The sequence below is a fragment of the Streptomyces sp. NPDC054796 genome (genome assembly GCF_053611545.1).
In genome coordinates this window covers 148,984-166,498 of record NZ_JBSHAO010000014.1, presented here as the reverse complement: position 1 = coordinate 166,498, position 17,515 = coordinate 148,984, and the positions used below count along the sequence as shown (strand labels likewise).

General features: G+C 70.4%; 17 protein-coding genes. 8 read left to right on the top strand and 9 right to left on the bottom strand.

Annotation, left to right across the window (positions count from 1 at the left end; all coding sequences use genetic code 11):
• The first annotated feature begins 313 nt into the window (after positions 1-313).
• Positions 314-472: a hypothetical protein gene (locus ACWGJ2_RS14875; protein WP_453346471.1), complete on the top strand. Its 159-nt coding sequence runs from the start codon at positions 314-316 to the stop codon at positions 470-472.
• A gap of 10 nt (positions 473-482) precedes the next feature.
• The gene (locus ACWGJ2_RS14870; RefSeq protein WP_453346470.1) at positions 483-1,193 is read left to right on the top strand and encodes a DUF4191 domain-containing protein; all 711 of its coding nucleotides are present in this window, start codon (positions 483-485) and stop codon (positions 1,191-1,193) included.
• 223 nt (positions 1,194-1,416) lie between these two features.
• Here ACWGJ2_RS14870 and ACWGJ2_RS14865 read toward each other — a convergent pair whose 3' ends face one another.
• Positions 1,417-1,887, bottom strand: coding sequence for an RDD family protein (locus ACWGJ2_RS14865; protein WP_453346469.1), 471 nt, complete (start codon positions 1,885-1,887; stop codon positions 1,417-1,419).
• Positions 1,888-2,089: 202 nt separating this feature from the next.
• Here ACWGJ2_RS14865 and glnA point away from each other — a divergent pair, with 202 nt between their 5' ends.
• The 3 genes from glnA to ACWGJ2_RS14850 all read left to right on the top strand — a co-directional run bounded on the left by glnA (position 2,090) and on the right by ACWGJ2_RS14850 (position 5,688).
• Positions 2,090-3,505, top strand: coding sequence for a type I glutamate--ammonia ligase (gene glnA, locus ACWGJ2_RS14860; RefSeq protein WP_453346468.1), 1,416 nt, complete (start codon positions 2,090-2,092; stop codon positions 3,503-3,505).
• 480 nt (positions 3,506-3,985) lie between these two features.
• A complete protein-coding gene (locus ACWGJ2_RS14855) occupies positions 3,986-5,035 on the top strand; it encodes a cytochrome P450 (protein ID WP_453346467.1) in 1,050 nt (349 codons plus the stop codon).
• Between the two features lie 137 nt (positions 5,036-5,172).
• Positions 5,173-5,688: a GNAT family N-acetyltransferase gene (locus ACWGJ2_RS14850; RefSeq protein ID WP_453346466.1), complete on the top strand. Its 516-nt coding sequence runs from the start codon at positions 5,173-5,175 to the stop codon at positions 5,686-5,688.
• Between the two features lie 54 nt (positions 5,689-5,742).
• On the opposite strand, the gene ACWGJ2_RS14845 is transcribed toward ACWGJ2_RS14850, so the two are convergent.
• From ACWGJ2_RS14845 to katG, 4 genes are all read right to left on the bottom strand, one after another.
• The gene (locus ACWGJ2_RS14845; RefSeq protein ID WP_453346465.1) at positions 5,743-6,846 is read right to left on the bottom strand and encodes an NAD(P)/FAD-dependent oxidoreductase; all 1,104 of its coding nucleotides are present in this window, start codon (positions 6,844-6,846) and stop codon (positions 5,743-5,745) included.
• A 65-nt stretch (positions 6,847-6,911) separates the two neighbouring features.
• Positions 6,912-7,859 (bottom strand): RNA polymerase sigma-70 factor, encoded by a 948-nt coding sequence (locus ACWGJ2_RS14840; protein ID WP_453346464.1) that lies wholly within the window; start codon positions 7,857-7,859, stop codon positions 6,912-6,914.
• 48 nt (positions 7,860-7,907) lie between these two features.
• Positions 7,908-8,177 (bottom strand): hypothetical protein, encoded by a 270-nt coding sequence (locus tag ACWGJ2_RS14835; RefSeq protein WP_453346463.1) that lies wholly within the window; start codon positions 8,175-8,177, stop codon positions 7,908-7,910.
• Between the two features lie 335 nt (positions 8,178-8,512).
• Positions 8,513-10,735, bottom strand: a complete 2,223-nt coding sequence (gene katG, locus ACWGJ2_RS14830) for a catalase/peroxidase HPI (RefSeq protein ID WP_453346462.1) — start codon at positions 10,733-10,735, stop codon at positions 8,513-8,515.
• 198 nt (positions 10,736-10,933) lie between these two features.
• Between katG and ACWGJ2_RS14825 the strand changes: the two genes are divergently transcribed.
• The gene (locus ACWGJ2_RS14825; protein ID WP_453346461.1) at positions 10,934-11,350 is read left to right on the top strand and encodes a Fur family transcriptional regulator; all 417 of its coding nucleotides are present in this window, start codon (positions 10,934-10,936) and stop codon (positions 11,348-11,350) included.
• 58 nt (positions 11,351-11,408) lie between these two features.
• Here ACWGJ2_RS14825 and ACWGJ2_RS14820 read toward each other — a convergent pair whose 3' ends face one another.
• Positions 11,409-12,743, bottom strand: coding sequence for a hypothetical protein (locus ACWGJ2_RS14820; protein WP_453346460.1), 1,335 nt, complete (start codon positions 12,741-12,743; stop codon positions 11,409-11,411).
• 111 nt (positions 12,744-12,854) lie between these two features.
• Positions 12,855-13,001 (bottom strand): hypothetical protein, encoded by a 147-nt coding sequence (locus tag ACWGJ2_RS14815; RefSeq protein WP_453346459.1) that lies wholly within the window; start codon positions 12,999-13,001, stop codon positions 12,855-12,857.
• A gap of 317 nt (positions 13,002-13,318) precedes the next feature.
• Between ACWGJ2_RS14815 and ACWGJ2_RS14810 the strand changes: the two genes are divergently transcribed.
• Positions 13,319-14,791 carry a glyceraldehyde-3-phosphate dehydrogenase gene (locus tag ACWGJ2_RS14810; RefSeq protein WP_453346458.1) on the top strand — a complete coding sequence of 491 codons (1,473 nt, stop codon included), beginning with the start codon at positions 13,319-13,321 and terminating at the stop codon, positions 14,789-14,791.
• A 344-nt stretch (positions 14,792-15,135) separates the two neighbouring features.
• Positions 15,136-15,759 (top strand): DUF6801 domain-containing protein, encoded by a 624-nt coding sequence (locus ACWGJ2_RS14805; RefSeq protein WP_453346457.1) that lies wholly within the window; start codon positions 15,136-15,138, stop codon positions 15,757-15,759.
• 79 nt (positions 15,760-15,838) lie between these two features.
• Here ACWGJ2_RS14805 and ACWGJ2_RS14800 read toward each other — a convergent pair whose 3' ends face one another.
• On the bottom strand, positions 15,839-16,393 hold the full coding sequence (locus tag ACWGJ2_RS14800) for a ribonuclease H family protein (RefSeq protein WP_453346456.1): 555 nt from the start codon (positions 16,391-16,393) through the stop codon (positions 15,839-15,841).
• A 169-nt stretch (positions 16,394-16,562) separates the two neighbouring features.
• Complete coding sequence (locus tag ACWGJ2_RS14795; RefSeq protein ID WP_453346455.1) at positions 16,563-17,510, bottom strand: hypothetical protein; 948 nt, start codon at positions 17,508-17,510, stop codon at positions 16,563-16,565.
• Positions 17,511-17,515 lie beyond the last annotated feature (5 nt).

The following is a 17,515-nucleotide window of genomic DNA, read 5'->3' as shown; positions in this document are numbered from 1 at the left end:
AGCATGGCGCGAATACGGCGTGAGGTTCGACGCGCATCCTTTCGAAGTCTTTGACCCCCCGGTCATGCGCTGGTAACACCGGAACGTGACGCTGGACTGACGCGGAGTACGGGGGATGTACGGGGGACACGGGGGCGGGAGCGGGGCCGGGCGCACGCCCGGCACGGACCCGAGCACCACAGCACCGCAGAGCACGACCGGCACGGCACGGCACCACCGCAGCACACGCACGACCGCAGTACCCGCACAGCTCATTCCGTACCCACACGCCACTCCACGGAGGGGATCCGCCTTGCAGACCACGCTGCGCGCGTTGGAAAGCTTGGAGAGCCTGCTGTTGCGCCGGGGCAACCTGACGGCGCGCCGAAACGCCTGGACAGCGGTCCTGGAGGACCGCCAGCGGGCGAAGGCGCGTACGGAGGCACAGCGCATTCTGGAGGCCGCGAAGACCCGGACTCCGGCCGCCACGTAAACTTCCCCGCATGGCGAGGAAGGACAACGCAGAGAACACTGCGAATCCAGGGCGGCTCAAGCAGATCGCCCTGACGTACAAGATGACCCGGCGTGCGGACCGGATGATCGGCTGGATCCTGGCCGGCGTGGGGCTTGTCACCTTCGGTGTCCTCCTCGCGATCGGCTTCCTGATCGGCCACCCGGTCTACGCGGGCATCCTGGGAGTCCTGCTGGGCTTCCTGGCGGCGGCGATCGTCTTCGGGCGGCGCGCCGAGAAGGCGGCCTTCGGGCAGATGGAGGGCCAGCCGGGCGCGGCAGCCGCGGTGCTGGAGAACATCGGCCGCGGCTGGAACGTCACCCCGGCCGTCGCGATGAACCGCAACCAGGACGTCGTCCACCGTGCCGTCGGCAAGGCGGGCATCGTGCTGGTGGGCGAGGGCAACCCGAACCGGGTGCGCTCGCTGCTCGGCGCCGAGAAGCGCAGGATGGCGCGGATCGTGGCCGACGTACCGGTGCACGACATCGTCGTGGGCGACGACGAGGACAAGGGCCAGGTGCCCCTGAAGAAGCTCCGCACCAAGATGCTGAAGCTGCCGCGCACCCTGGCGGGCGGCCAGGTCACCGAGGTCAACGACCGCTTGCGCGCGCTCGGCGACCTCATGAGCAACATGCCGATCCCGAAGGGGCCGATGCCCAAGGGGATGCGGATGCCGAAGGGCGGCCAGGGCGGCGGCCGCTGACCGGTCGCCGACAGGTCACCCGCTCTCGTATACGGTGCCGGGGCGGGCAGTACCGGCGCCGCTCCGTCGGACAGGGGCCGTACGAAGGCCACATAAGAGTGAGGGCGGCACGGGGCGGCAACGCTCCCGTGCCGCCCTCACCCGTAGCGGAAGCGGTCGCCGCGTCCACGGCCGGGCCTGGTCGACTCCGGACCCGAACCGATCGGATCAGGTCCCGAACCAGTCAGATCCGGACCTGGACCGCGCCGGAGAGGCGGTCGTGGAGGCCGCGGCTGTCGCGGTCCCAGATGAGCGCGGGGATGGCGAGACCGAGCAGCACCGTCCGTACGGCCGTACGCCACAGGGGCAGCTTGCCGTGCCCGTCGACCGCGATGACGCGCAGCCCCAGGAGGCGCTTGCCGGGAGTGCAGCCGATGGTGCCGACGGTCAGCAGGCTCATGACGAGGAAGACGGCGAGGGCCCAGTTGTTGGCGGACTGGAGATCGCGGCCCGCGAGGAGTCCGTAGCCGATCAGCACGCAGAGCGCCCAGTCGATGAAGATGGCCCCGAAGCGGCGGCCGACCGGCGCGATGGAGTTCGGGCCCTCTTGGGGGAGGCCGAGCCGCTCACCGCGGTAGCCGAAGTCCGCGCCCATGTCCTCTGCGGTGGCGCGGGGTCCTGAGAGCCACGAGCCGATTGCTTCCCTGTTGTCCACCCGTCAACGGTAACGCGCGGAAAAATGACCTTGCCCGCAGGTCACCAGGGGCCGACGCTCGTATCCTGGTTAACATCGGCGAAACAAACGGGTCATGCTTGAGAAATGGCCTCTGCTTATGGTCGGGCATCAGCGCGCCACCGCACTGGCCTGCGCCCCGCAGCAATTCCCGTCCCCTCGCGGCGGGACTAGGAGGAGTTGGATGTTCCAGAACGCCGACGAGGCCAAGAAGTACATCGCGGACAACGATGTGAAGTACATCGATGTCCGCTTCTGCGACCTGCCCGGCATCATGCAGCACTTCACGGTCCCGGTCGAGACCTTCGACCCGGCCGAGAGCCTGATGTTCGACGGCTCGTCGATCCGCGGCTTCCAGGCCATCCACGAGTCCGACATGGCGCTCGTGCCTGACCTGTCCACGGCTCGCCTGGACCCCTTCCGTGCGGAGAAGCACCTCAACATCAACTTCTTCATCCACGACCCGATCACCGGCGAGCAGTACAGCCGTGACCCGCGGAACGTGGCGAAGAAGGCCGAGGCGTACCTCACCTCCTCCGGCATCGCCGACACCGCGTTCTTCGGCCCCGAGGCCGAGTTCTACGTCTTCGACAGCGCCCGCTTCGAGACCAAGGCGAACGGCGCGTTCTACGAGATCGACTCCGAGGCCGGCGCCTGGAACACCGGCGCCCTGGAGGACGGCGGCAACCGCGGCTACAAGGTCCGCTACAAGGGCGGCTACTTCCCGGCCCCGCCCGTCGACCACTTCGCCGACCTCCGCGCGGAGATCAGCACCGAGCTGATCAAGGCCGGTCTCCAGGTCGAGCGCCAGCACCACGAGGTCGGCACCGCGGGCCAGGCGGAGATCAACTACAAGTTCAACACGCTGCTCGCCGCCGCCGACGACCTGATGCTCTTCAAGTACATCGTGAAGAACACGGCCTGGCGCAACGGCAAGACCGCGACCTTCATGCCGAAGCCGATCTTCGGCGACAACGGCTCGGGCATGCACGTCCACCAGTCCCTGTGGAGCGAGGGCTCCCCGCTCTTCTACGACGAGCAGGGCTACGCGGGCCTCTCGGACACCGCCCGCTACTACATCGGCGGCATCCTCAAGCACGCCCCGTCGCTGCTGGCCTTCACCAACCCGACGGTGAACTCGTACCACCGCCTGGTGCCCGGCTTCGAGGCCCCGGTCAACCTGGTCTACTCGCAGCGCAACCGCTCCGCGGCGATGCGCATCCCGATCACGGGCTCGAACCCGAAGGCCAAGCGCGTCGAGTTCCGCGCCCCGGACCCGTCCTCGAACCCGTACCTCGCCTTCTCGGCGCTGCTGATGGCGGGCCTGGACGGCGTCAAGAACAAGATCGAGCCGGCCGAGCCGATCGACAAGGACCTCTACGAACTGGCCCCCGAGGAGCACGCGGGCGTCGCCCAGGTCCCGACCTCCCTCCCGGCCGTCCTCGAGGCCCTGGAGTCGGACAACGAGTACCTCCAGGCGGGCGGCGTCTTCACCTCCGACCTGATCGAGACGTGGGTCGACTACAAGCGCACAAACGAAATCGCCCCCATGCAGCTCCGCCCGCACCCGCACGAGTTCGAGCTGTACTTCGACATTTAAGAACGTCGCAGGCCAGAGCAAGAGCCTGCTCGCCTGGGCCTTCTGTGGACCGTCGGCCGTGTCTTCCGCTCTCGGGAGACGCGGCCGACGGCTTTTTCCACGGGGCATGACCAGAGCCCCGCTCCCGCCCCTGCCCGGGGAACCCTCGAACGCGCGCCGACAAGAGGCGAATGCTGGCCAATAGGGGAGAGGAGGGTGTTTCCGCTCGCACCTCGGCGTCTGGGAAATGGACGCAAAGCCTCCTCAGCCCTTTCCAGTCAGAACGGCCTCACCCGCTCCATCCGGCCGTGAAGGCGGCCAGAATGCCCACAGAGCCGTATGTCGTCGGGCCGCGTTGGCGGGAGGGGGTACGGCAGGGTGACTGGGGGCGGCGGGTTTCGTCGGGATCCGATTGGGTTCGTTGAGAGGGCTGCTCAGGCCCAGGGGACTCCGTTCCGTATGCCGGACGGGGCGTTGTGCGTCGCCGATCCAGAGAGCGCCGTGCGGGTGCTTCGTGACGGTGGGCGGTGCTACGAGGAGGTCACCGGCTTTCTGCGCCCCCGTGGCGGCCGGCTCGCCGACCCCGCGACACAGATGGCCGTGGGCCGGGCGGCCCGACGGGTTCTGCGGGCACACCTGACCAGCCGTCAGGACGTGCTCTCGCGCGCCGTCGCCGGACTGGGCGAGGACTCGGTGTGGCCGCAAGCGGGCCGGGTGCTGGTGCACAAGCTCCTCGCCGGTGTGCTGCTGCACCCGGACAGCGGCCCACGGTTGCGTCACCTCATGGCACGGTGTGTCCACCGGCACGACGTGCTGATCCGCGCGCCCCACCCCCTGGCCCGGCTGCCACAGCACCTGCTGCGCGCGAGGCTGCACCACGCGGTGGCCGAGGAGGTCCGGGCACGGCGCGCCACCGGCGTCCGCCTCGCGCCCCCAGACCTGCTGGACGCGGTCCGTACGGCGACGCCCCCGGACACCGACGTGCTGGAGATCGCGAGCGCGTACCTCCAGTTGTTCCGCACCAGCGTGGCGCCCGTCGCGCACGTGGTGGCGTGGGCGATGCTGCTCGCCGCCCGAAGCGGAATCGAGCTGGCCACGGTGCCCCCGGACCGTGCCGTGCGCGAGGCCCTCCGCTTGTGGCCCGTCGCCTGGCTCTACACCCGCACTGTACGGCTGCCCCACGAGCTGGCAGGCGTTCCGCTGGAGCCCGGCGAGACCGTCGCGGTCTGCGCGTACCTCCTCCACCGGAACCCTGACGTCTGGCCCGAGGCGAACCGCTTCCGGCCCGACCGATGGGCTCACGACACCACCCGTGGCGCGTTCTTGCCCTTCGGCGCAGGCCCGCGCGCGTGCGCGGGGGCCTCGGTCGCCTTCGACATGGCGACGGCCCTGGTGGCCGCCCTCTCCCAGGGCGTCCGGCTGTCCGTGCACGGCGGCTCTGCACGCCCCCGGGTGCAGGGGATCATCACCCCTCCCGACTTCCGGCTGCACCGCCTGGCGACCACCGTGTCCTCCGCTCAGGCGGCCGTTTCGAGCGAGGACGGGAGGTGAAGAGCATGCGCAAGTTCATCCGGCGTCTTGGGCACATGACGAACAAGCAGGCGTGGCGCATCTGGTGACATGAGGAACCTGGCCGCGCTCCGGTGAGAGATGAGAGGAGCGCGGTCAGCCCGTTACGGGGGCAGCGCATGGACAGGGAAGCGGTACGTGTACGTCTCGCGGGAGCCGACGACCAGCCCGTCATGGAGCGGCTGTGGCTGATGTGCTGCCACGACATGTCCGAGTCCGGTGGCTGGTTGCCCGACGCCGACGGATCCTTCCAGCGCGAGCGGCTCCGGACGGCGTTCACCGACGACGGGTGCTCGCCCTGTCACCTCTACCTTCTGACGGTGCGTGAGCGTCCTGCCGGGCTCGCGCTCGTGGAGGTCATGTCCGGCCCGACGTACGAGCTGAGCGCGTTCTTCGTGGTGCGCGGGATACGGAGAGCGGGGGTCGGGCTGAGCGCCGTGCGGCAGATCGTGGCCGGGCGACCGGGCCCGTGGGAGATCGCCTTTCAGGACGACAACCCGGCCGCGGGCGCTTTCTGGCGCCGCGTCGCCACGGAGATCGCCGGCGATGCGTGGGTGGAGGCCCGCGGGCCCGTACCGGGTCGGCCCGATGCGCCGCCCGACACCCGGATCTCGTTCAGCACCCCTCCGGCGTGAACCTCCGGCCCCACCTCGCGCCCTCGGCCCTGCCCCCACTCCGCGCCCCCCGCCTCACCGCCGCAGTGCCAGAACCGTCCCCCTCGTGACCGCCTCCTTGAAGCGGGCCGAGGCGCGGCCCGTGAGGATGGTGTTGACGGGGGTGTCGTCGGGGCGGGTGAATTGGGTGAGGGCTTCGTGACGGCCGAGGCTGATGTTCTGCCAGACGTAGCGCAGCCGTAGCGGCCTCGCGACACGCCCCGTCAACGCGGCGGCGACGCTGCCCGCCACGTACGCGCCCATCGGCAGCCCGGTCTGGCACGACATGCGGGACGCGCCGCCGCCGGGCCCGTACGCGCCCGCCGCGTCGCCTGCCGCGAAGACCTCCGGGTGGGAGGTCGAGCGCAGCGTCGGGCCGACCGTCAGCAGCCCGCGCGCGTCCACCGCGAACCCGGCCTCGCGCGCCAGCTCCGGCACGCGGAACCCGGCCGTCCAGACGACGGCGTCGGCGGGAATCTCGCCGCCGTCGGCGAGGACCAGGCCGTGCGCCGCGACCTCGCTGACGCGGGTGTGCTCGTGCAGCGTCACCCCGTGCCGCTCCAGGGCGCCGCGCAGATGGCGCCGCGCACGCGCGGAGAGCCCGGCGCCGAGCTCGCCCGCCGTGACCAGCCGTACCGTGAGCGCCGGGTGGGCCGCGGCCAGTTCGGTGGCCGTCTCCAGCCCGGTCAGGCCCGCTCCGGCCACGGCCAGCGAGCCCCGCGCCGCGGCCGTACGCGCGCGCAGCCGCACCGCGTCCTCGTACGTGGCCACCGCCGACGCGTGCGTGGCAGCGCCGGGGACGGCGGCGGTGTCGGCAGCGCTGCCCAGCGCGTAGACGAGGGTGTCGTAGCCGAGCGCGTGCGGCGCGGAATCGAGCCGGACCGTACGCGAAGCGGCGTCGATCGCGGTCACCCGGCCGACGACCAGCTCGACGCCCGTACCGGCGAGGAGACCGCTCAGGGGCAGGTCCCGCAGGCGCTGGCCCGCGGCGAGCTGGTGCAGCCGCACCCGCTCGACGAAGTGGCCGACGGCGTTGACCAGCGTGACGCGTACGTCGAGCCGGCGCAGCTTACGGGCCACGCCCTTCGCGGCGGCCAGCCCCGCGTATCCGGCCCCCAGGACCACGATGTGATGTGTCATGCCTCCTGAACCGGCGAGCGGGCGGATACGTGACAGCTCAGGGACAGCCCCCGGCGTGAAGTGGATCACGCGAGCTGGGCCGCGGCGAACGCGAGCTTGCCGGGGTTGACGACGGTGCGGACCGCCGTGACCCGCCCCTCCTCGATCTCCGGTACGAAGACGGCGAGCAGGACGTGACCCGCGCGGACGAGGGCCGCCGGTGCGCCGTTCACCTCGGCGAACTCGGCCCGGACCCGCGCCGCCTCGGGCCGGGCGCCCAGGCCCAGCAGATAGCGGAGCACCTTGTCCCGCCCCGTGATCGGCCGACGGGCCGCGGACACCTCGCCGCCTCCGTCGGTCCAGGCGACCACGTCCTCGGCGAGCAGCTCCTCAAGACCGGCCACATCGCCTTCGAGCGCTGCGGAGAAGAAGCGCTCGACGATCTTCCCGCGCCGTTCCTCGTCGACGTCGAAGCCTCTCCGCGACCCGCGCGACCCGCCGAGCCGGGCGCGGGCCCGGCCGTGCAGCTGCCGTGAGTGGGCCTCCTCGATGCCGACGGCCTCCGCGACCTCGCGGTGACTGTGCCCGAACGCCTCGCGCAGCACGAACACCGCGCGTTCGGCCGGAGTGAGGCGTTCCATCAGGGTGAGCAGCGCGAGCGAGACGGACTCCCGCTGCTCGACGGTCTCCAGCGGGCCGAGGGGGCTGGGCGGGGCGCCGGGGGCGGCGCGCGTGAGGACCGGCTCCGGGAGCCAGGTGCCGGTATACAGCTCGCGCCGGGCACGCGCCGAGGTGAGGTGGTTGAGGCAGAGATTCGTCATGACCTTGGTCAGCCAGGCGGCCGGTGTGCGGACGGCGGAGGTGTCGGCCGCGCTCCAGCGCAGATACGTGTCCTGCACGATGTCCTCGGCCTCCGCGGCCGAGCCCAGCATCCTGTACGCGAGCGAGAAGAGCCGCGAGCGGTGCGCCTCGAACTCCGCGGCGGCTTCCCTGGTGGCTCCCTCGGCAGTTCCCTCAGCGGTTCCCTCGGTCATGTCCGCAGCATGCCACCAGGGGCCGGACTTGCGCGGCGTGAACCGCTGCTAGTCGTAGAAGGCGACTCCGTCGCCGCCCTCGGGGTTGTTCGTCGAGAGCATCAGCTCTGCCTTGTTGTTGCCGCCGTCGACGTAATCGTCAATTCCGTTGAAGACGAGGCAGCCGCCCTTGCTGGACTTCGACGCGATCTTCCGGGAATTGCTGCTGTCGTGCTCCCACAGGGTGTACGTGTACGTTTCCGACTTGTTCGCGAGGCACGTGCGGAAACTGCCGCCGCTGGATTGGACGTAGTCGGTGAACCACAGGCCGTTGTCCACATCGCGGTTACTGAAATCCCCGGCGCCGACATAGTCCCAGCCGGCCGAGGCGTTTGCGACACCCGACCCGCTGACAACCGCCGCTGCGGCGAAGAGCGCTACACCGACAGTCCTGTACTTCCTCATACCGGTCCTTAGAACGTCCCCGATATCCTGCCGATATCCTGTCAGCAACTCACCCTAACATCGCGGGCAGTTGGACAGGTCGGAGATTTCGGGCACCGGAAATTCGCCGGAATTTCGCCCGGGATTTCGCCAGGAAATCGCCGGGAACACGGCAAGAGCCGCCACCCCGTGCCGGGGCGGCGGCTCTCACCTCGGACCAGACGCGTCGGTCAGACGAGGTCGAAGCGGTCGAGGTTCATCACCTTGTCCCAGGCGGCGACGAAGTCCCTGACGAACTTCTTCTCGCAGCCCTCGCTCGCGTACACCTCCGCGACGGCGCGCAGCTCGGCGTTCGCGCCGAAGACCAGGTCCGCACGCGTCCCCGTCCACCGCACGGTGCCGTTGGCGTCGCGGCCCTCGAACTCGTCCTGCGCCTCGGACGTGGACTTCCAGGTGGTGTCCATGTCGAGCAGGTTGACGAAGAAGTCGTTCGTGAGCTGCCCCGGGCGCTCGGTGAGGAGCCCGTGCTTCGACCCGCCCTGGTTGGCGCCCAGGACGCGCAGGCCGCCGACGAGGACGGTCAGCTCGGGCGCGCTCAGGGTGAGCAGGTTGCCCTTGTCGATGAGCAGGTACTCGGCGGGCAGCCGGTTGCCCTTGCCCTGGTAGTTGCGGAAGCCGTCGACGGTGGGCTCCAGCGCGGCGAAGGACTCGGCGTCCGTCTGCTCCTCGGAGGCGTCCACGCGGCCCGGCGTGAAGGGCACCTCGACGGGCTGCCCCGCGTCCCTGGCCGCCTTCTCGACGGCCGCGCAGCCGCCGAGCACGATCAGGTCGGCCAGCGAGACGTGCTTGCCGCCGCTCGCCGAGGAGTTGAAGGACGCCTGGACGCTCGTAAGGGTCCGCAGCACCTGCGCCAGCGACTCCGGGTCGTTGACCTCCCAGCTCCGCTGCGGCTCCAGGCGGACGCGGGCGCCGTTGGCGCCGCCGCGCTTGTCGCTGCCGCGGAAGGTGGACGCCGAGGCCCAGGCGGCGGAGACGAGCTGGGCGACGGTGAGGTCCGTGCCGAGGATGGCCTCCTTCAGGGTGGCGATGTCCGCGGCGTCGATCAGCTCGCCGGTGCGCTCGGGCAGCGGGTCCTGCCACAGCAGCGTCTCGGACGGGACCTCCGGGCCGAGGTAGCGCTGGACCGGGCCCATGTCACGGTGCGTCAGCTTGAACCAGGCGCGCGCGAAGGCGTCCGCGAACTCCTCGGGGTTCTCGTAGAAGCGCCGGGAGATCGGCTCGTAGATCGGGTCGAAGCGCAGCGACAGGTCCGTGGTGAGCATCTGGGGACGGTGCTTCTTCGACGGGTCGTGCGCGTCCGGGACGATCTCCGGGGCGTCCTTGGCGATCCACTGGTTGGCCCCGGCGGGGCTCTGCGTCAGCTCGTACTCGTACTCGAAGAGGTTCTTGAAGAACCCGTTGCTCCACTGGGTCGGGGTGGTCGTCCACGTCACCTCGAGGCCCGAGGTGATGGCGTCCGGGCCGACGCCGGTGTTGAACGTGCTCTTCCAGCCGAGGCCCATCTGTTCCATCGGCGCGGCCTCCGGGTCGGCGCCGACGTTGCTGTCGGGCCCCGCGCCGTGCGTCTTGCCGAAGGTGTGGCCGCCCGCGATGAGGGCGACGGTCTCCTCGTCGTTCATCGCCATGCGGCGGAACGTCTCGCGGATGTCGCGGGCCGCGGCGATCGGGTCCGGGTTGCCGTTGGGGCCCTCGGGGTTGACGTAGATGAGGCCCATCTGGACGGCGCCGAGCGGGTTCTCCAGCTCGCGGTCGCCGCTGTAGCGCGCGTCGCCGAGCCACTCGGTCTCGGGGCCCCAGTACACGTCCTCCTCGGGCTCCCAGGCGTCCACGCGGCCACCGGCGAAGCCGAAGGTCTTCAGGCCCATCGTCTCCAGCGCGACGTTGCCGGTGAGGACGAGGAGGTCGGCCCAGGAGATGCGCTCGCCGTACTTCTTCTTGACGGGCCACAGCAGCCGGCGGGCCTTGTCGAGGCTGGCGTTGTCCGGCCAGCTGTTGAGCGGCGCGAAGCGCTGCTGGCCCGAACCGGCGCCGCCGCGGCCGTCGCTGATGCGGTACGTACCGGCGCTGTGCCAGGCCATACGGATCATGAGCGGGCCGTAGTGGCCGAAGTCGGCGGGCCACCAGTCCTTGGAGTCGGTGAGCACCTCCGCGATGTCCCGCTTCACGGCGGGCAGGTCGAGCGTCTTGAACGCCTCGGCGTAGTCGAAGTCGTCACCCATCGGGTTGGCTTCGGCGGGGTTCTTGGCGAGGATCTTCAGGTTCAGCCGCTCGGGCCACCACTGGCGGTTGCCGCCGCCCTGGGTCGGGTGCGGGGCACGCCCGTGCGCCACAGGGCAGCCGCCTTCTTCCTCCGTCTTCGCGTCTCCGACGATCGCTTCGTGGTTCTCAGACATGGGAATCCTTCCGGACTCGGCTGACCACGGCTCAGGAACCACCCACGTGGTCTCAGCTCCCGCTGTGTCCTGCCCGCGTCGTGCCCCTTGGCTATAGCTGGAGCCGATCCTACGATGGACGAAATCCAAGTCAATACGACAACCAACACCGGTCACGCGTTCTTAGCTGGTTGTCGGTCGACGGTTAGGCTGGTGGCCATGAGTGACCTGCTGGAACGGCTTCGCGGGCGTGGCTGGCGGCTGACCGCCCAGCGCCGGGTGGTCGCCGAGGTACTCGACGGCGAGCACGTCCACCTCACCGCGGACGATGTGCTCGCGCGGGCGGAGGCCCGGCTTCCGGAGATATCCCGCGCGACGGTGTACAACACCCTCGGCGAACTGGTCCTGCTCGGTGAGGTCATCGAGGTGGCCACCGACGGACGCGCCAAACGCTACGACCCGAACGCACACCGGCCCCACCAGCACCTGGTGTGCTCCGGCTGCGGCCTCATCCGCGACGTCCACCCGGACGGCGATCCGCTGGCCGACCTCCCGGACTCCGAGCGGTTCGGATTCACCGTCTCCGCCGTCGAGATGACGTACCGGGGCCTGTGCCCCGACTGCGCCCGCGCCTGAGGAGCCTGACGGAAAGCCCGACGGAAAGCCTGACGGAGGGTGCAGCCGGGGCAGGGGATCACGTGGCGGTCTCGCCCGTGCGGACAGGCAGGCGGTCACGCTGCCGCTGGAGGGCGCGGAAGTCCTCGTACCACGCCTTGTTGAGCCCGGGGCTCCCGTCCTCCCCTTCCTCGACGGTCCTGCTGGCGTACACGCTGTTGAGCATCCATGGCGTCTTGTCGGGGCCGATGTTCCGCACCATGGCGTCGGCCTGCACGACGCCGTAGGTGGCGACCGCGAGCTTCCCCGTGTCGCGGAACTTCCGCATCTGGTCCCGCAGATAGCGCCGGTTCCGGTGGAACCAGGGGCTCGCGGCCAGGAAGGCGTCCCACTTCTCCTGGGGGAAGGGGTTCTCGGCGGCCTCCTTGAGCAGTTGCCACACGCGCGTGTCCGGGGCCACGTCGTACTTCGAGGCGAACGCCGCGGGGATCTTGTCCCGCATGTGCCGGCCCCAGTTGAGGACGAGGGAGAACTCGGTGGCGAGGAACTTCTGGTCGTCGCGGAGGTGGGGGAGCACGTAGTCCAGGTACTTCTGGCCGGCGTCGAGGGACGTCACGTGGGGGTGGATGTCGACGCCCTCGATCTCCCGGGTCTCGCCGACGAACTCCATCCACCGCCGGGTGGGGCCCGTCCGCCGGGACGGATCGTCCAGGCGGTTGAGCGCGCCCATGTACAGGCGGGTCCTGCACCGTGCTCCGAAGTGCTTCTTGCGGTACGCGATGACGTGCTCGGCGAGGTGCTCGTAGAACGCGTTGATGGCGGGGCCGCGGCGCTCGGCCTGGCGGGTTTCGAGGAAGGGCTCGTTGCCGATCACCAGGATGTCCATCTTGCCCAGCGCGGCGGCCAGCACCTTGTCGACGCGCGCGAGTTCGGCGTCCATGGCGGAACTGCCCGCTTCGGGGAGCGCCTTGTGCTGGTACGGGAACTTCAGCGACAGGATGGTGCCGTAGCCCTCTTCGCGCGCCTTGAGCAGGGTGGCGACGCATTTCTGACGGGCCGGGTCGGACGTTTCGGTCTCCCGCATGGGGATGAAGCCGCGCAGCCACCCGGCGGAGATCCCCCGCAACTGCGCGAAGGTCATGTCGCTGGGGTCCTCGTTGAAGTTGGCGCCGAGCGCGCCGCTCGGCGGCGCGGGGGGATGCGCCGACTCGTCGTCGCCCGATCCGCCCCCGGAGCCGCCGCCGTTCCCGCTGCCGTTCTCGCCGCCGGACCCTTCGTCGTCCCCTCCCAGGCCGCACCCGGCGAGCAGGAGAGCCGCGGCCCCGGAAGCGGACGCGCCGAGCAGCGATCGCCGCGATATTCCCGCCCCGTCGCCGTGCTCGTTGTCGGATCCGGGCAGTCGCAGGCGCCTCATCCAGCCTCCTCCTCGGTCCATGACCGGTTACACCGCTGCCGGGGCCCTTCCCCGCCTTGCCGCGGCTCGCCCCACGGGGCTGTGCGCGGGGGGCCGTTGACGGCGTACCGCTCAGATGACCGTGCCCACGTCCTGGGCCACGAGGGTATCCATGGCGCGCTCGGCCACGGCGGCGATGGTCATCGACGGGTCGCACGCGCCCGTCGTGCCCGGGATCAGGGCGCCGTCCAGCACGTAGAGGCCGCGCTGGCCGCGCACCCGGCCCCTGGTACACGAGCGAGCCGCCGCCGACCCCGGCGGCGCAGACGGCCAGGATGTTCTCGCCGAGTACGGGTTCCAGCAGCCCGACGTGGGGACGGCGGTGGCCGGGCCGGACCGGGCGGCCAACCTGGGCCGTTCGACGGGGCGCGGACAGTGCGACCGTTCTGGTCCTGGGAGCGGGCGTACTCACCACGGCGCAGTGGGTGTCCCGGTGTCCCGGTGTCCCGGTGTCCCGGTGCGGAGGGGGGCGTCGGGAGGGGCAGCGGATCAGTGGGGTTAACATATGAGCACCGCCTAGCTCGAAAGATAGATCTGTGACTGTCAATGAGGACGTGTTCACCAACTGGAAGCACCGCGAGGAGATCGCGGAGTCGATGATCCCGGTCATCGGGAAGCTGCATCGTGAGCGGGACGTGACGGTCCTGCTGCACAGCCGCTCCCTGGTGAACAAGTCGGTCGTCAGCATCCTCAAGGCGCACCGGTTCGCCCGGCAGATCGCCGGGGAGGAGCTGTCGGTCACCGAGACCCTGCCGTTCCTGCGCGCCCTCGCCACGCTCGATCTCGGTCCCTCGCAGATCGACATCGGGATGCTGGCCGCGACGTACAAGGACGACGACCGCGGGCTCTCGGTGGAGGAGTTCACCGCCGGGGCCGTCGCCGGTGCCACGGGCGACAACAAGATCGACCCCAGTCGCCCGCGCGACGTCGTCCTCTACGGGTTCGGCCGCATCGGCCGCCTCCTCGCCCGGCTGCTCATCGAGAAGGCGGGCTCGGGCAACGGCCTGCGGCTGCGCGCCATCGTCGTCCGCAAGGGCGGCGAGCAGGACCTCGTCAAGCGTGCCTCGCTGCTGCGCCGCGACTCCATTCACGGCCAGTTCCAGGGCACCATCACCGTCGACGAGGAGAACGGCCGGATCGTCGCCAACGGCAGCGAGATCCAGATGATCTACTCCGACGACCCGACGACGGTGGACTACACGGAGTACGGCATCCAGGACGCCGTCCTCATCGACAACACCGGCAGGTGGCGCGACCGCGAGGGGCTGTCGAAGCACCTGCGTCCCGGCATCGACAAGGTCGTACTGACAGCGCCAGGCAAGGGCGACGTCCCCAACGTCGTCCACGGCGTCAACCACGACATGATCAAGCCGGACGAGCGGATCATCTCCTGCGCGTCCTGCACCACCAACGCGATCGTGCCGCCGCTGAAGGCGATGGCCGACGAGTACGGGGTGGTGCGCGGCCACCTGGAGACCGTCCACTCGTTCACCAACGACCAGAACCTGCTGGACAACTTCCACAAGTCCGACAGGCGCGGCCGTTCGGCGCCGCTCAACATGGTCATCACCGAGACCGGTGCCGCCTCCGCCGTGGCCAAGGCGCTGCCCGACCTCAACGCGAGGATCACCGGCAGCTCGATCCGCGTCCCGGTGCCGGACGTCTCGATCGCCATCCTCAACCTTCAACTCGAGCGCGAGACCAGCCGCGAGGAGGTCCTCGACCACCTCCGCGACATCTCGCTGACCTCGCCGCTCAAGCGTCAGATCGACTTCACCAGCGCCCCCGACGCGGTCTCCAGCGACTTCATCGGCTCGCGCCACGCCTCGATCGTCGACGCCGGTGCGACAAAGGTGGAGGGCGACAACGCGATCCTCTACCTCTGGTACGACAACGAGTTCGGCTACTCGTGCCAGGTCATCCGCGTCGTCCAGTACGTCTCAGGGGCCGAGTACCCGACGTACCCGGTTCCGGCGGCTCCGGTGGCCCCGGTGGCTCCGGTGGGCTGATCCCGTACGGGTCCGAGGAGTTCGAGGGGGTTCGACAGAGAGGCCGGACCGGCACAGTTCAGTGCCGGTCCGGCCTTTCTCGTACCGGGTCCGTATGCGGCGATCCGTTTCCGGAAAACCGGCCCGTGTATTACGCATCCGATGATAATTCCGTGCCGAATTCTCGTGGGTGGATGACAAGGGAAACGCGGTGCGGCGGCGCGTGCGAGGATTTCAGGGCGCCTTCGGTGAATTTTTCTTGAGTTCTCACGCAAGTGCCCGTACTTTTCGTCGGCGTCATCTCGGCCTCGTCTCCTGGCCGGTCTTTCACCTCGCAGGCGTACGACCACACGAGAGGTGTTTCCATGAACGGCAAGTCGGCTTCAAAGAAGGTACGGGCCACGAAGGTACGGGCCACTCTCGCCGCCGCGACGCTCGCGGCGGGCGGGCTGGCCGGGCTCGGTACCGCTGGTACAGCGCACGCCATCCAGCCCACGCTCAGCCTCACCTACACCTGCACCATGCCCCTGATCGGCGCCCAGCAGATGACCGTGGCGATCACCGCGGACGCGCCCGCCTCGGTCGCGCGGAACACCCCCAGTCCCACGTTCCCCGTCTCCACCGTGGCCACGGTGAACGCGACGACGACATCCGCTCTCAGACTCATCGGTGCCAGGACGCTGACGGGCACGGCTTCGGCGTCGGCCACCGTCCAGGCGCCGCAGGGGAACATTCCGCTCACCGTTCCCAACACCTTGCAGAACACGGCCATCCCCGAATCCGGCGCGTTCCCCGTCACGGCGAACGGCACGGCGCCTTCCATGACCTTCAGCCAGGCGGGAACCGGCACGATCCGGGTCGGCAACCTTTCCCTGACCCTCACCCCGAAGACCGCGTCCGGCGGAAACACAGGGCTCGGTACGTTTACCGTTCCGTGTACGCAGAATTCCGGTCAGAACAACGTGCTGGACACGTTCACCATCACCTGACGGCCGGAGAGTGCACGAATGCTCGCGGGAAACGCGGGCCCCGTCGACGGCGGGGCCCGCGTTTCTCATCGGGCGGGCGTCAGAAGAGCGCGTCGGCGGCGGGGACGGGTGCCGGTGCGGGTGCCGGTGCGGGGGCGGGGGCGGGTGCGGGCGGGGAGAAGTCGCGCAGCACCGGGAGGGCGAGCGCGGCGTGCGCGGCGCGGTCGGCCGCCTCGTTGAGCGGGTGCCCGCTGTGCCCGCGCACCCACTCCAGACGCACGTCGCGGCCCTCCATGCGCTCGGCGGCCTGCTCGATGAGACAGCGGTTGGCGACGGGCTTCCTGCTGGAGTTCAGCCACCCGTTGCGGCGCCAGTTCGGCAGCCAGACCGTCAGGCACTTGATGGCGTAGACGGAGTCGGCGTAGACGGTGAGCGGGCCGCTGGTGTCCTCCAGCACCGCCAGTACCGCGGCCAGCTCCGCCACCTGGTTGGTGCCGCGGCCCAGCGCACCGGAGACGGTACGCGCTGCCCGGCCCTCGGCGTCGGCGATGACGTACGCCCAGGCGCACGGCCCCGGGTTGGGATCGCAGGAGCCGTCCGTCGCGGCGATGATCCGTTCGGGGGTGTGGGAGGTGGCGCTGAGCGAGCTGGGCATGTGGGGAGTCCTGGGGGAGGGCGGGCGCGTCGGTGGTGAGGCGTCGCCCCATTGTGGCGCACGGTTCGTGGGGCCGGGCCTCCGAGCCCGCGCGGTCCGGACTCCGACCCCCGTACGGAGGCCGGACCACGCGGAGTCCGTCGAGTATCAGCGGGGGAGGGCGCCGCGCTCAGGTGTTCTCGTACCGGGCGACGTTGGCGAGGTAGCGGTCGCGGGCCTCGCGGACGTCGACGAGGTCGTCGGCGTGCGCGCGCAGCCGCCGCTTCTGGCACGCGGCCTCGGTCCGCCACCACACCCCGACCAGCGACGTCGCACGCTTGCAGGCGACATCGGCCCGCGCGGTGGCGATCTCGGCCCGCGAGGGCTTCTTCGCCGTACGCCGCCATCGCGCGTCGTCGTTCGCGGCCGTCGGATCGGCGTAGTCGAAGCCCCTGTCCCGCATGCAGGCGCTCCAGCTGGCGAACGCCTTCTTCACGGCGGGGGCGCGCTGGGAACGGTCGTAGGTGTCGGCGGAGATCTCGTCGACCAGCTCGAAGTCGGCCTTGGGCACGCCGCGCAGCAGAGCGCGCTCCGCCTCCCGTTCGCACCCCGCGCTGCTGCCTTCTCCGTCCTTGCCCGCCTTGTCCTTGCCCGCCTTGTCCTTCTCCGCCGCCGTGCCGTACGCGGCGGTCCGCTGCTCGGGGGACAGCTTCGCCTCGCGCCGCGCGAGCCATGCCTCCGTCGCCTCGGAGTGCGGGTCGGGCAGCGGGTGGTAGCCGTAGCGCGCGGCGGGCCCGGACTCGATCAGCCCGTACCGGCCGCGGTGCGGCCAGACGCGGTCGTCGCGCGCGGGCAGCCGGGGCCAGCCGAGGCCCGCGCGCGCCATGCAGGCGCCGATCAGCCGGTCCTGCGCGACGGTGACGCGTGCCATCTCGGGGGCGCCGAGCGTGTACGCGTCGAGGGGGAGCGTCAGCTCCTTCACCTCCTGGGTCGGGGCCGGCGGCGGCGCCGACGAGGCCGGGCCCCCGCCCTTGCCGGTACCGGGGGCGGGGGCGGTGCCCGCGCAGCCCGTCACCGTCGCCGTCAGCGCGGCGCAGCAGGCGGCGGCCACGGTCACGGCCGCCAGTCGTGCACGCATGACAC